Annotated in this window: 12 protein-coding genes; 4 read left to right on the top strand and 8 right to left on the bottom strand. The window is 59.7% G+C overall.

The genetic code is table 11. The features are described from left to right. Positions 1-10: 10 nt before the first annotated feature. From ACMGE0_RS25705 to ACMGE0_RS25680, 6 genes are read right to left on the bottom strand one after another with little or no spacing between them, the layout of a single operon-like run. Entirely contained in the window at positions 11-1,291 is a 1,281-nt protein-coding gene (locus ACMGE0_RS25705; protein WP_436818734.1) for an ABC transporter substrate-binding protein, read from the bottom strand. Then, positions 1,278-2,057: a DUF624 domain-containing protein gene (locus ACMGE0_RS25700; RefSeq protein ID WP_436818733.1), complete on the bottom strand. Its 780-nt coding sequence runs from the start codon at positions 2,055-2,057 to the stop codon at positions 1,278-1,280. Before ACMGE0_RS25700 ends, ACMGE0_RS25705 begins: the two co-directional genes overlap by 14 nt. Before the next feature lie 21 nt (positions 2,058-2,078). Beyond that, positions 2,079-3,188, bottom strand: coding sequence for an ABC transporter ATP-binding protein (locus ACMGE0_RS25695; RefSeq protein ID WP_436818732.1), 1,110 nt, complete (start codon positions 3,186-3,188; stop codon positions 2,079-2,081). 7 nt (positions 3,189-3,195) lie between these two features. Further along, entirely contained in the window at positions 3,196-4,368 is a 1,173-nt protein-coding gene (locus tag ACMGE0_RS25690; protein WP_436818731.1) for a glycoside hydrolase family 88 protein, read from the bottom strand. Positions 4,369-4,372: 4 nt separating this feature from the next. Further along, positions 4,373-5,209, bottom strand: coding sequence for a carbohydrate ABC transporter permease (locus ACMGE0_RS25685; RefSeq protein WP_436818730.1), 837 nt, complete (start codon positions 5,207-5,209; stop codon positions 4,373-4,375). A 4-nt stretch (positions 5,210-5,213) separates the two neighbouring features. Beyond that, positions 5,214-6,164 (bottom strand): carbohydrate ABC transporter permease, encoded by a 951-nt coding sequence (locus tag ACMGE0_RS25680; protein ID WP_436818729.1) that lies wholly within the window; start codon positions 6,162-6,164, stop codon positions 5,214-5,216. Between the two features lie 228 nt (positions 6,165-6,392). Here ACMGE0_RS25680 and ACMGE0_RS25675 point away from each other — a divergent pair, with 228 nt between their 5' ends. Further along, positions 6,393-8,183 carry a heparinase II/III domain-containing protein gene (locus tag ACMGE0_RS25675; protein ID WP_436818728.1) on the top strand — a complete coding sequence of 597 codons (1,791 nt, stop codon included), beginning with the start codon at positions 6,393-6,395 and terminating at the stop codon, positions 8,181-8,183. An 11-nt stretch (positions 8,184-8,194) separates the two neighbouring features. Then, positions 8,195-8,989, top strand: coding sequence for a carbohydrate-binding protein (locus tag ACMGE0_RS25670; RefSeq protein WP_436818727.1), 795 nt, complete (start codon positions 8,195-8,197; stop codon positions 8,987-8,989). On the opposite strand, the gene ACMGE0_RS25665 is transcribed toward ACMGE0_RS25670, so the two are convergent. Together ACMGE0_RS25665 and ACMGE0_RS25660 are read right to left on the bottom strand one after the other, a co-directional pair. Continuing rightward, complete coding sequence (locus ACMGE0_RS25665; RefSeq protein ID WP_436818765.1) at positions 8,986-9,732, bottom strand: FadR/GntR family transcriptional regulator; 747 nt, start codon at positions 9,730-9,732, stop codon at positions 8,986-8,988. The two genes, ACMGE0_RS25670 and ACMGE0_RS25665, sit on opposite strands and share 4 nt — an antisense overlap. Before the next feature lie 146 nt (positions 9,733-9,878). Continuing rightward, positions 9,879-11,405 carry an MFS transporter gene (locus tag ACMGE0_RS25660; protein WP_436818726.1) on the bottom strand — a complete coding sequence of 509 codons (1,527 nt, stop codon included), beginning with the start codon at positions 11,403-11,405 and terminating at the stop codon, positions 9,879-9,881. On the opposite strand from ACMGE0_RS25660, the gene ACMGE0_RS25655 reads away from it, so the two are divergent. Together ACMGE0_RS25655 and ACMGE0_RS25650 are read left to right on the top strand one after the other, a co-directional pair. Next, positions 11,349-12,206, top strand: coding sequence for an SMP-30/gluconolactonase/LRE family protein (locus ACMGE0_RS25655; protein ID WP_436818725.1), 858 nt, complete (start codon positions 11,349-11,351; stop codon positions 12,204-12,206). The genes ACMGE0_RS25660 and ACMGE0_RS25655 overlap by 57 nt on opposite strands. A gap of 134 nt (positions 12,207-12,340) precedes the next feature. Continuing rightward, positions 12,341-13,117: a DeoR/GlpR family DNA-binding transcription regulator gene (locus ACMGE0_RS25650; protein ID WP_436818724.1), complete on the top strand. Its 777-nt coding sequence runs from the start codon at positions 12,341-12,343 to the stop codon at positions 13,115-13,117. Positions 13,118-13,193 lie beyond the last annotated feature (76 nt).

Raw genomic sequence — 13,193 nt, 5'->3', positions numbered from 1 at the left:
GACGATGTCGTTACTTGATGGCCTTTACGCCGTCGGTCATTTCCTTCAGGCCGTCATCGATCGAGATGTTGTCCGTCATGATCGAGTCATGGGCGCGGTTGAGAACGACTTCGATCTTGGCGGCGTTCGGGTTGACCGCCATTTCCAGAAAGGACTTGCCGGCCTCCAGTGCGTCCTTGCTCGCCTGATCCTGCGGGAAGCCCGGCAGGGATGCGATCTTGGCGGTGACTTCTGGGGTGCGCACCGTCGGTATCGTGCCGGTGGATGCGATGATCGCAGCACCTTCAGGACCGGTCACGAACTTGATGAAGTCGAGCACCTCGGCCTTGTGAGCCGAATTGGCGTTGACGGCCAGACCGGAGATCTGAGCAGCCGTGGTGCCGGCAGGAACGCCTTCCGGATGCGGGAACTTCACAATACCCCAGTTCGTGCTCTTGGACTCGCCCGACTTCACCTTGGCGATCTGGGTGCCGATGAACCAGGTGCCCATCGGCAGCATGCCGATCGTGCCGTTGAAGAACAGTGCGGAATAGTGGGTGTTGGACGTTTTCAGCGACGCATAGGAGGGGACGACACCTTCCTTTTGCAGAGCGAGCGCACGCTCATACCACGGCTTCAGGAACGCGTAGTCCGGTCCTGCGAGCGTGTGCTTTCCATCCAGGATGCCGGGAAGCTGGACCGTGGAACGCCAGGTATGGAAGAGGGCGCCATACGTCTTGTTCACACCCATGCCGCCGGCAAGCTTGGTCGCGGTTTCATCGAACTGCTTGTAGGTCATGTCGTTGGTCGGGTAGGGGACGCCTGCCTTGTCGAAAATGTCTTTGTTGTAGTAGACAACCCAGAAATCCGAGCGGAAAGGCAGGGCATAGATCTTGCCGTCGATCGTGATTTCCTCGGCAAGACCGCCAAAGGAGGCGGGGTCGATCTTCTGCTCGGTCATGAAACCGGAAAGATCGTCGATCGAGCCGGCGCGGACGAGGTTCGCATAATTGGGAACGTCCTTGACGGTGACGATGTCGATATCCTTCGAACCGCCTGCAAGCTGCGTGGCGATCATCTGCTGATAATCCTGCGAGCCGAGATCCACGGGTTCGAATTTCACATTCGGGTGCTTGGCCTGATAGGCTTCGATCAGGGGCTTGTAAAAAGCGACCTTGTCCCAGTCCCAGAGTGCCCATTTGAGTGTCACGCCATCGCCCGATTGGGCGAACGCGGCGCCGGCGGTCGTTGCCACGAGAGCAAGACCGGCCAAGGCAAGCTTCATTGATCTCCCAAATTTATCCAAAGACATTCCAATTCTCCTTCCCTGAGTGTTTCTGGATCAGATGTTTTTGCACAGCGTCACGGGCATGCGGTTCGTGTTTTTCTTGCGTTGCAATTGGCAGGGCCAGAACCATCACCGCTGCCCGATGGACGCCGAATGCGACGGCGAACATTCCGAGTGAAAAATTGAACGTCGCCGGCATGAAGACGGAAACCGGATAGAACACGATGTGGGCGACCCAGAGAGCCGACACGAAGCCGAGGGCCGCAAGTGCCGGCAGTGGACGCAGGACAGAGGCGATTGCCGCAAGGCGCAACAGACCGAACGCCGGAAGATCGCGCATCACCATCAGGATGACGAGATGGCATGCGAGCACCGCGATGAAAGCGGTTGCGACGATGCTGAGGGTGAGCGGCACGGCGAGCACGAGATTGTCCCTGGCGGCGGCGGCATAGGCGACGGCTGCGTATGCCCCGATGCCGAGAGCAGCGGTGAAGGCAAGCCCCCAGGTCGTGGCGCGCCAGAAGTACCGGACAAAGGCCTCCGTAAAATCCCGCAGCAGATAGGTATTGCGGTCTTCGACGAAGGCGAGACAGACGCGTGCAGTCGCGGCTAGCGCGGCCGGGATGGTCACCACGAACATTGCCGTCAGAATGAACAGGATGTTGAGCTTGACCATCTCCCACCATTCACGGGCGAAGACTTCCGCAAATAAAGCAAGGCCGATCTTCTTCGGGGCATCTTTCGAGATGCCCGGCCCCTCCTTTGTCCACATGTCCCGCAACCACTGCATGGCCTCTCTCCCCTAGGCGCTTCAGTACAAGATCGAGCGTTCGGTTTGCTTGTCGAACAACTGCACATTGGTCATGTCGGCGACCAGTGCTACCTCGTCGCCGATGCCCGCCTTGAAGCGGGGCGATACGCGCGCGATCAGGCCGCGTCCGCCGGCGACCATGTTCAGATGCACCTCGGAGCCCATCGGCTCGGCGAGCTCGACGACCGCCTTGAACGGCGCCAGGTTCTCCGGCGCGATATCGGCGGGCGGCAGTTCATGAAAATTCTCGGGCCGGATGCCGAGCACCAGTTCGCGACCTTCGTATGGCGCGATGCGGGCTTTGTCGAAATGCGCCGGCAGCGGAAGTTCGCGGCTGTCGAAGATGGCGACATATCCGTCGCCCCGGCGCTTTATGACGGATGGCAGCATATTCATCTGCGGTGCGCCGATAAAGCCCGCGACGAACATGTTGACCGGGCGATCATAAAGGTTCTGCGGGGTATCCACCTGCTGGATGTGGCCGTCCTTCATGACCACGATCCGGTCCGCCATGGTCATCGCCTCGATCTGGTCGTGGGTAACGTAGATGAAGGTCGCGTCGAGCCGCTTGTGGAGCTTGGTGATTTCGGCGCGCATCGTGCCGCGCAGCTTCGCGTCGAGGTTCGAAAGCGGTTCGTCCAGCAGGAAGACGGCCGGATTGCGCACCATGGCGCGGCCGAGCGCCACACGCTGGCGCTGGCCGCCCGAAAGCGCCTTGGGCTTCCGGTTCAGAAGATGCGTGATGTCGAGGATCTTGGCCGCTTCCTGCACCTGGCTGTCGATGACGTCCCGCTTGGCCTTGCGCAGCTGCAGGCCGAAAGCCATGTTCTTGTAAACGGTCATATGCGGATAGAGTGCATAGTTCTGGAAAACCATGGCGATGTCGCGGTCCTTGGAGGGAACGTCGTTCACCAGGTCCCCACCGATCCGCAGTTCCCCGCCGGAGATTTCCTCGAGGCCGGCGATCATTCTCAGCGTCGTCGACTTGCCGCAGCCGGATGGGCCGACGAGAATGATGAATTCCTTGTCGGCGATTTCGAGGTCGATGTCATGCACGACGGTCAGGGCGCCGTAGGTCTTGTTCAGTTTCTTGAGCGAAATGCTGGCCATCAGGTCCTCACCAATAGGAAGGCCAGTTGCGCGAAAGGCGCGTCAAAGCTTCCATGTAATAGTAGTCGCCCCAGGAGACGCACTCATCGACGCCTTCGCCGCGGCAGGTGTTGAAGGGTGACTTCTTCGAATAGGTCCCGTGCAGGACCAGCCCGTTGGATACGGCCGGGTCCCTGACCGCATAGCGATCCACCAGGCTCTTCATCATGCGGCGTGCAAGCTCGCGGTAACCGGAGGCCGTCTCGGGATCCACCAGATCGGCCATTTCGAGGAGACCGCAGGCGACGATCGAAGCAGAGGAACTGTCGCGCGGCTCCCCGTCCTGGTCGGAAAAGATGAGGTCCCAGTAAGGCACCATGTCGGCCGGGAGGCGCTCCAGATAGAAGGCGAGCAGGCGATCGAAGGTCTGACGGTACTCTTCCAGCCGCTCGTAACGGTAGGAAAGCGCCATTCCGGCGATACCCCAGGCCTGTCCGCGCGCCCAGGCGCTGTCGTCGCGGTATCCCTGTTTCGTGGCGCCTCGTACGGGTGCACCGGTCACCGGGTCCATGTAGAAGGTGTGATAGGTGGAATCGTCCGGGCGAACGGAATTCGCGAGCGTCGTGCGGGCATGGACCAGCGCGATATCGCGATACTTCGGATCGCCTGTCTCGCGGCTCGCCCAGTAAAGAAGCGGCAGATTGAGCAGGCAGTCGATGATGAAGCGGTATTCGTCGGCCACGCCCTTGCGGCCCCAGGCCTGGATGAACTGGCCGATCGGCTGGAAGCGCTCGATCAATTGGTCGGCCGCGAGAATGGCGGCCCTGCGGCCGTCTTCATCGCCGACGAGCTTCCATGCCGCGATGCAGGACGGCGAATAGAGAAACCCCATGTCGTGATGATCGGTCTCGATACGGTTGACGATCCGGTGCAGGAAGCTCTGGACCTGGATCTGCGCGGCATGCTGAAAGACCTTGTCGCACGTGTGCTCGAAGGCGAGCCAGATCTCTCCCGGCCAGAAGCCCGCGGTCCATTGGTCGTTCTCGACCGCCGGATAGAAATTGCCGAGGCTCGAATGGTTCTGCGAGGCATAGGTGAACTGCGGGAGGTTTCGCCGGACCTGTTCCACAGCGATATCGAGTGCCGCTTTCACTTCCGTATCGGTGATCGGTTGCGGAGCGAAGGACGAGATGGCGGTCATGGACTTAACCCTTGAGGCCCGACGAGGCGACGCCCTCGACGAAGAAACGCTGCAGAGCCAGGAAGACGACGAGAACCGGGATCAGGGCAACGACCGAGGCGGCCATGATCAGCCCGTATTCCGCCGAATATTGAGAGATGAACATGCGCAGGCCGATCTGGATTGTCTTCAGCTCGGTCTTGGTGAGGTAGATCATCGGGCCTAGGAAGTCGTTCCAGGTGGTGACGAAGGTAAAGATGGTCAGCGTCGACAGAGCGGGCTTCGAAAGCGGCAGCATGATCTTCGCCCAGATCTGGTACTCGTTCATGCCGTCGATCCGCGCCGCCTCGCAAAGCTCGGTCGGGATCGACATGTAGAACTGTCGCATCAGGAACACGCCGAAGGCGGTGAAGGCCTGCAGGCAGATCAGCGCGAGATGCGTGTTGTTCAGCCCGAACTCACGCATCAGCAGGAATTGCGGCACCATATAGACTTGCCAGGGCATGGCGATGGTGGCGATATAGCCGAGAAACAGCGTGTTCTTGTAAGGAAAGTCGAGCTTGGCGAAGGCATAGGCCGCGAAGCTGGACGTCAAGAGCTGCAGGAGCGTCACGATGATCGTCAGCTTCGAGGTGTTGTAGATGAAGAGCGCCAGCGGAATCTTCGTCCAGATGTCCACGTAGTTCTGCCATTGCGGCTCGGACGGAATCCATTCGATCGGGAAGACGAAGACGTCGCGACTGAGCTTCAGCGAGGCGGAGAGCATCCAGGCGAACGGCGTCAGCATCACGGCGGTGATGACGATCGCGGTCGCGTAGATGGCCAGCGTCTTTGCCGTGATCTTGTGTCCGGCGATCCTCATGGCCTCAATCCTCCCTCTGGCGCCGGAACTGGACGATCGTGACGGCAAGCACGAGGAAGAAAAGGACCAGCGCCACCATGCTGGAATAGCCGAGATCCCAGGAAATGAAGGCCTCGTTATAGATGTGGTAGACGAGGACGAGCGTGGACGTGCCCGGGCCGCCCTGCGTGATCATGTAGATCTGGTCGAACACCTTGAAGGATTGGATCGTCAGCATGACGGTGACGAAGAAGGTCGTGGGCGCAAGTTGCGGGACAGTGACATAGATGAATTTCTGCCAGGAATTCGCGCCGTCGAGATTGGCCGCCTCGTAGAGCTCGGAGTTGATCCCTTGAAGTCCCGCAAGATAGATGACCATGTAATAGCCCATGCTCTTCCAGATGCCGAAGAGGATGACCGTCACCATCGCCCAATGCCGGTCCGCCGCCCAGCCCGGCATGTCCTTCGGATCGAGACCCAGCGTGTAGAGGATCATGTTCACCGGCCCCATCTCGGGGTTGAAGATCATGTTCCAGACGACGGCGACGGCGACGAGCGATGCCACATAGGGAAAGAACATCGCGGTTCGGAAGAAGTCGCGGCCGAAGATTTTCTGGTTGAGCAGGATCGCGAGGCCGAGCGCGCAGGCGAGCGTGGCGGGCACCGATACGACCGTATAGATGATCGTGTTCCAGAAAGCGGCAATGAATGCCTTGTCCTCGAAGAGCCGCCAGAAATTGTCGAGTCCGGCAAATGTGATGGCATTGGAACCGTCCCAATGCATGAAGGCGAGCACGAAAGCGAAGAGGATTGGTCCGAGCGTGAAGACGGCAAAGCCGATGAAATTAGGGGCGATGAAGGAATAGGCGACGAGCGCGTTTTGAATCTTTCGACGGCGCCTGGACAGCACCTTGATCTTGCGCCGGGGCGTTGCCGTCACGCGACTTGCGACTGCGGTCGAGCTCGATATGGACACCGGTATCTCCTCCAAGGCGACCGCTCTTGATCGGCTGCCGCCACAAATGAAGCCCGCCGATATCGGCGGACGCGAACCTGTGCTGGCTTCTGCCTCCTGGCTGACCCATAGCACATCTCCGGCAGTGGTCAAACAAATTCGAAATAGATCAGACGAATTTAATGGATATCGCAAAATACGTATGATAGGTGGAGCTAAATCCAGCCAAAGCGCGATAGGGAAGGGGATATGTTCAGCGAGATTGCGGCCGACCTGCCAGATATCCTGGGTGACTTCACTCCTGGCGCTGCGTTCTCGGACCGTGCGGCCTGGTCCGCGGTTCCTGCGTCTGTCCGTGATGCGGTCATGCGAGACGCCGAGGCAACTCTTCTGCAGGCATGGCCCGTCATAAAGGCCTCAGACTATCAGGAATTTACGAAAACGGGCAATCGCTCCCGTTTTGAGGACCTGTATTTCACCCGGCGGCGGATGTTGAACAATCTCGTGCTCGGCGAGATGCTCGAAGGCGAAGGGCGTTTCCTTCCTGCCGTCGTCGATGGCATTTTCCTGATCGTCGAGGAAAGCGGCTGGCAATTGCCTGCGCACAATGCCTATGAACGGGGAGGGCAGCGTTTCCCGCTTCCCAACACCGAGCAGCCTATCATCGATCTCTTCGCCGCCGAAACCGCAGCCCTGTTGGCGACCATCGCGGCATTGATGCGGGATCAACTCGATGCAATCAGTCCGCAGATCGTCGCTCGCATCGAACGTGAGGTCGGGACACGTATCTTTGCGCCTTATCTCGGTCGACACTTCTGGTGGATGGGACGTGCTGATGAGAGAATGAACAACTGGACCGCGTGGACCACGCAGAACGTTCTGCTGTCCACGTTTTGCCTGCATACCGACCAGGCGTTGCGGCGAAAAGTCGTCGAAAAGGCGCTCGGCAGCCTGGACGCCTTTCTGAAGGATTATGCCGAAGACGGAGCCTGCGAGGAGGGCGTCGTCTATTATCGACACGCCGCGCTCTGCCTGCACGGCGCGATGACCATTCTGAATGCCGTTGCGCCCGGAGCTTTTGCGCATCTCTGGCGCGCCCCGAAAATCCGCAACATGGCCGACTACATTCTCAACATGCATGTGGCGGGCCGCCATTACTTCAATTTTGCGGATTCCTCTGCGCTCGTCGAGCCTTGCAGCGTTCGCGAATATCTCTTCGGACACGCCGTCGGATCCGAACCCCTGGCGGATTTCGCAGCAGTAAACAGAAGCATGGCTGAAGAGCCGCATCTGCCTCGGGAGTGGAACCTCTGGTATCGGATCCAGGAGTTGCTGATTGGCCCGACGATCGCCGTTGCAGACCGCTCAGCTGAGGGCGGCGAGGTCTTCTATCCCGGTATCGGCCTGTTCATCACCCGCGACGAACATTTTGCCGTGGCCGTCAAGGGCGGCCATAACGGCGAGAGCCACAATCATAACGATGTCGGAAGCATGACCATCTACAAGGATGGACAGCCGTTTCTCATCGACGTCGGCGTCGAAACCTACACGGCCAAGACCTTTTCCCCCGAACGGTACGAAATCTGGACCATGCAGTCGGCCTTTCACAACCTGCCGACCTTCGGAGGTGTCATGCAGTCCGAGGGCGCGGATTTTGCCGCGCGCGATGTGGAGACCCTGTTCAGTCCGGCGGAAGCCCGAATTTCGCTCGATATGGCCGGTGCCTATCCGCCGCAGGCGCAGGTGCGCAGCTACCGCCGCACGGTCACGCTGAGGCGCGGCCGCCATGTCGAAATCGTCGACGGCCATGATGGGGACCTGCCTGCCGTTCTATCACTGATGGTCTGTGTCTATCCGACGGTAGCCGCAGACCGGATTGATCTCGCCGGTCTCGGTCGCATCGAACTCGACGGCATGGGGAAGATCGAGGTCGAGGCAATCGACATCGAGGATGCCCGGCTCAGGCTTTCCTGGCTCGACAGGATATACCGGTTGCGGATCGCTCTTGCGAGAAAGCGCCTGAAATTGCGGATCGTCTGAGGAGGATGTGAATGGAATTGACCTTGAAGGTGGTCGATGCCAACGGGGAGGTTTTGGCGAGCGCGACGGGAAACCGAGAGACGTTCCTGGTTCATCGCCAAAGCTATCGTGAAGGCGATGCGATTGTCGTGGAGGCGTCGGAAGCAGGCCATGTCGTGCTCGCCCTCGATGATGCCATCAGCCCCACGGCGGTCTATCTCAAGGGCCGTTCCTATTCCCTGGCGATACCTTTCGGCCAGAAACGCATTCCCTACTCACCGCGCGCGTTTCACGGCGAAATTCATCGGCTCTATGTCCGCAAGGCGCGGCCGGACGAGATTGCCCCGCGGCGCAATCTCGCCCTCAATCCCTGGGATGATCATGCCAATGCGACGCTGTTTCCTCATGCCAGGGCCAATGTCGAGACGCGCGGCGAAGCGGTGTTTGCCGCCCGCAATGCGATCGATGGCGAGAAGGCCAATGACGACCATGGCTTCTGGCCCTATACCAGCTGGGGGATAAACCGCGACCCCGAGGCGGCTCTCACCGTGGAATTCGGCCGGCCGGTGACGATCGACGAGATCGTGCTCTACCTCAGGGCGGATTTTCCGCATGATTCCTGGTGGGTAAGGGCGAGCGTCACCTTCTCCGACGGTGAGACGTCCTGTTTTCCGCTCGCCAAATCGGGTGCGGCACAATACCTGCCGATAGAACCGCGAAGTGTGGAATGGATCAGGCTGCACAGCCTGGTCAAGGCCGATGATCCGTCACCCTTTCCGGCATTGACGCAGATCGAGGTCTGGGGGCGAGAGGCGGATCGGGATTAGCCGGGGGGGCAATCTGAAAGGGTACGAAAGTCCTTGAGCAGGTCCCGATATCGGATCTGGCTGCCTCTCAGATGGTCGCGCATTGCATTGCGTGCGGCTTCCTCGTTACGATCGGAGATCGCCACGACAATTGCCTCGTGTTCCTTGTGGATCATCTTCCGGTATGCGGTTTGCTCGCCCGCTCGTGATTCAGGGATGGCCTTCGATTGCGGAATGACCGCGGAGCCGTGGAATTCCAGGTGCTGTTTGAACAATGGGTTGTTGGTAGCCTCGGCAATGGCGAAGTGAAGCGCCAGATCCGCGTCGCGGATCGATTCGTCGTTCTCTATGCATCTGAGAATCTTGCGGTGACACTCGAAGATCGCTTCCTCCTGAGCCGGCGAGCGGCGCAGCGCGGCAAGGCCTGCGGCCTCGATCTCGAGAGGCGCGCGAACTTCAAGGACTTCGAGATCCGAAGAAACGCGAGATCTGTCGATCCTGCGTCCCGGAAGTGCGGGATTGGGATCGGCGTTGAGCACGAATATTCCGGCGCCCTGGCGCACCTCGACGAGCCCGTCGGAACGAAGTGCCGCCACCGCCTCGCGGACGACCGTTCGGCTAACCCCATGCGTCTCGGTGAGTTCGACCTCGCTCGGAAGCTTGTCGCCGGGAGAATACTGGCCACTCAAGATGGCTTGCCGAAGGCTCTCCCCAACTTGCGAGACCAGCGATCCAGGCCCTCTGCTGCGATCCTTCACTTGCATAGACACGCTTTGATCCCTCGCATCGGCTCAACTGGAACGTCATCCGGATGCGGATACTATCCGGTCTTCGATTCATCACACGTGTATGACAAATAATGCCCTCTTTCAATGGAGGAATTGGCCGGCCGGTACTCGTTCGGCAATTGTCATCGGTGGTCGTGGCCAGGACGGTAGGACAGGAAAGCGAGAGCGGCGCTGCCGCACAAGGCTGCTCCAATGCCGATGGCCAAGTGGAAATCGCCGATCGTGTTGGTGCCGCCGGTGGATAGAAATCCCAGCAGTCCGCCCGCTGTGGCAAAGGAGAGCGCCGATGCGACGGGCCGCGAGACGGCCGCGATCGCGGTGGCATGGCCTGCCTGCTCCGGCGTCGTATCGGCTACGGTGAGAACCGCGTGACCGGTAAAATAGATCGACCGGACGAGGCCGTTAATGAATAGCAGGAGGACGATAAGCATCGCCGGTGTGCCGGGCAGGAGTGTCGCCTTGACGCCGATGCCAAGGCCGGCGAGCAGAGCCGAATAGATCATTGCCCGGCGGAATCCCAGGCGTTTGAATAACGGAGCCACGACGAACTTGGCGGCAAGGGCACCGATCGCTCCGGAGAAAACAAGAAGGCCTGCCTGGAAAGCGTCCATTCCGAAGCCCAGTTGCAACATCAGCGCCGTCAGGAAGGGAAGCGCCGCGCAGCCCATCAGCATCAAAGTGGTCCCGATGGTGGTCGCCCTGAAGGTAGGCTCGCTAAAGACGCGCAGGTCGAGCACCGGATCGGCAGAACGCCGGGCATGCACAAGATAGGCAATTCCGGCGGCAACTCCGAGCAAGATTCCCGCCAGCCCGAACCATGCCGGCAGTACCGGCATGCTGATCAGGGAAGTTCCGAACACGATGCCTGAAAGGCTGACGGCCACGAGGAGAAGACCGATGAGGTCCAGCCGGCCGGCCGGTAGCCGGATCGGATCCGGCATGAAACGGGTGATCAGAACGATGCCCGCAATGGCGATCGGAAGGTTGACGACGAAGATCCACTGCCAGGCGACGAAGGTGGTGAGGAAGCCGCCGAGCGGCGGCCCGAGCATCGGGGCGACTGTGGGCGGGATCGTCAGCCACGAGGTTGCGCTGACCAGTTCCTCCCTTGGCGTGATCCGGAAAAGTGCAAGCCTGGCGACGGGCGCCATGAAGGCTGCGCCTGCGCCCTCGATGAACCGCGCGCAGACGAAATGCGCAAGGGATTGCGAGGCGGCGCATCCAAGCGAGCCGAGGATGAAGAGCGCCATGGAAAACCGCAGCACGTTGCGGCATCCGTATTTGTCGGCAAGCCAGGCGCTCAGGGGCACGAAAATCCCCATGGCGACATAGTAGGCGGTAAAGGCGAGCTTCAGCGCCACCGATGTCGTACCGATGTCTGCCGCGATTGCAGGCAGCGACGTGGAGATAACCGTCGCGTCCATGCTCTCCATGAACAGCGCGACTGAGAGGATGAGCGGGGCGCGAGGCAACGGGGGACCAATCAACGAACAGGTGCTGGACGTTTTGACCTGTCTGCTGTATTCCGTCAAGTCAACTGATATTTCCAGTATTGGTATGATGAATTTCAGGCGACGACGAAGAACCAGATCATGATCGACATATTCGACACTCGCCGTTGCGAGCTTGGGGAGGGAGCGTTCTGGCATCCTGAACGGCGGCAATTCTTCTGGTTCGATATCACCGGCAAGGCCCTTCTGAGCCTCGAACGAGGCGAGGAATTTCGATGGCAGTTCGATGAATGCGTCTCCGCGGCAGGATGGGTTTCGAAGACCGAATTGCTGGTGGCTTCCGAAACGGGCTTATGGAGCATGGATCTCGATTCCGGGAGCCGGGAAATGGTGGCGGAATTTCCGTCGCAGCCGCATCTGCGTTCCAATGACGGTCGGGCGGACCCCTGGGGCGGATTCTGGATCGGCACGATGGGCAAGCGGTCCGAACATGAAGCCGGGGCCATCTGGCGCTACTATCGCGGCGAGATGCGCAAGCTGTATCCCGGGATCAGCATTCCCAATGCGATCTGTTTCAACGCCGGGCGGTCGCTTGGATACTTCGCCGATACGCGGCTGAGACGCGTCTGGTCGGTTCGGCTCGACCAGGACGGCTGGCCGGCGGAAGCACCCGAACTGTTCCTCGATCTTGCTGCCGAGGGCGTTTCGCCGGATGGCGCTGTCACGGATTGCGAGGGGAATTTCTGGAATGCCCAATGGGGAGCCAGCCGGGTCGCCTGCTATGCGCCGGATGGCGGAGAGATCGCCGTTCAGCGTTTCGATGCGGCTCGCATATCCTGTCCGGCGTTCGGTGGAGCCGATCTCGACATGCTTTTTGCGACCTCGGCGCAACAGGGAATGACGCCTGAAGCGCGTCTGGCGGAACCATATGCCGGAATGACGTTTTGCCGGAGAGTGCCGGTCAAAGGCGTCGAGGAATATCGGGTGCTGCTCGGGTGAAATGCTCGGATTGGCACGGAGGTCCATTCCTTCTTCATGGATCATGACGCGTAAAATCCAATCCGGTGGAGAATAGACGTTGCGCTTGAGTTCGCTTTCTTTAAAAACGAAAGCAGATGGAAAGGTGCGCGCTCATGTTCTTATCCGACCGGCAAGCCGAAATCGTCGCGATTGCGAAATCAAACGGCAGGGTTCTGGTCGAGGAGCTCGCGTCGCGCTTTTCGGTGACGCGCCAGACGATCCGCAAGGATCTGAACGATCTCTGCGATGCGCAGGTGCTGATGCGCATCCATGGCGGCGCGACCGTCCCCAGCGGCACAGAGAATGTCAAATACGAGGCAAGGCGACAGATCGCAGCTTCCGAGAAACAGGCGATCGGCATTGCCGCGGCCAAGCTGATCCCGAGTGGCGCGTCGCTCTTCATCAATATCGGGACGACGACGGAGGCGGTGGGCGACGCGTTGGCTAATCACCACGAGTTCATGGTGATTACAAACAACATTAATGTAGCCAACAGGTTACGTGTATTTCCATCGATCGAAGTGGTGATCGCCGGCGGGGTCGTGCGCGGTTCGGACGGCGGGATCGTCGGCGAGGCGGCGGTGGATTTCATCCGCCAGTTCAAGGTGGACTACGCGGTCATCGGCGCTTCGGCGATCGACATGGATGGCGCCCTTCTTGATTATGATTTTCGTGAGGTGAAGGTTGCCCAGGCGATCATCGCCAACGCCCGGCATGTCATTCTCGTTGCCGATTCAACGAAGTTCGAACGCACCGCGCCGGTCAGGATCGGCCAGCTGTCGCAAGTCCATACCTTCATTACCGATCATTGTCCGCTGCCTTCGATACGTAACCTCTGCCTGGAGAACAATGTGAAGCTGATCGAGACGAACGCTGCTCCCGCTGAATGATGGCTTGCAAAACATTCGTTTGACATTCGTATGTGGTTCGCTTTACCTTGAAATTCTTTCGGAATGACGAGATTTT

Source organism: Neorhizobium descurainiae (genome assembly GCF_051400715.1).
Lineage (GTDB): Bacteria > Pseudomonadota > Alphaproteobacteria > Rhizobiales > Rhizobiaceae > Neorhizobium.
Note: the sequence above shows the minus strand (reverse complement) of the source record. Positions and strands in the feature narration are given on the sequence as shown.

What these genes read in the sequence shown, in the direction of transcription:
- ACMGE0_RS25705 (WP_436818734.1), bottom strand. Translation starts at nt 1,291, where the DNA reads ATGTCTTTGGATAAATTTGGGAGATCAATGAAGCTTGCCTTGGCCGGT.
- ACMGE0_RS25700 (WP_436818733.1), bottom strand. Translation starts at nt 2,057, where the DNA reads ATGCAGTGGTTGCGGGACATGTGGACAAAGGAGGGGCCGGGCATCTCG.
- ACMGE0_RS25695 (WP_436818732.1), bottom strand. Translation starts at nt 3,188, where the DNA reads ATGGCCAGCATTTCGCTCAAGAAACTGAACAAGACCTACGGCGCCCTG.
- ACMGE0_RS25690 (WP_436818731.1), bottom strand. Translation starts at nt 4,368, where the DNA reads ATGACCGCCATCTCGTCCTTCGCTCCGCAACCGATCACCGATACGGAA.
- ACMGE0_RS25685 (WP_436818730.1), bottom strand. Translation starts at nt 5,209, where the DNA reads ATGAGGATCGCCGGACACAAGATCACGGCAAAGACGCTGGCCATCTAC.
- ACMGE0_RS25675 (WP_436818728.1), top strand. Translation starts at nt 6,393, where the DNA reads ATGTTCAGCGAGATTGCGGCCGACCTGCCAGATATCCTGGGTGACTTC.
- ACMGE0_RS25670 (WP_436818727.1), top strand. Translation starts at nt 8,195, where the DNA reads ATGGAATTGACCTTGAAGGTGGTCGATGCCAACGGGGAGGTTTTGGCG.
- ACMGE0_RS25665 (WP_436818765.1), bottom strand. Translation starts at nt 9,732, where the DNA reads ATGCAAGTGAAGGATCGCAGCAGAGGGCCTGGATCGCTGGTCTCGCAA.
- ACMGE0_RS25655 (WP_436818725.1), top strand. Translation starts at nt 11,349, where the DNA reads ATGATCGACATATTCGACACTCGCCGTTGCGAGCTTGGGGAGGGAGCG.
- ACMGE0_RS25660 (WP_436818726.1), bottom strand. Translation starts at nt 11,405, where the DNA reads ATGCCAGAACGCTCCCTCCCCAAGCTCGCAACGGCGAGTGTCGAATAT.
- ACMGE0_RS25650 (WP_436818724.1), top strand. Translation starts at nt 12,341, where the DNA reads ATGTTCTTATCCGACCGGCAAGCCGAAATCGTCGCGATTGCGAAATCA.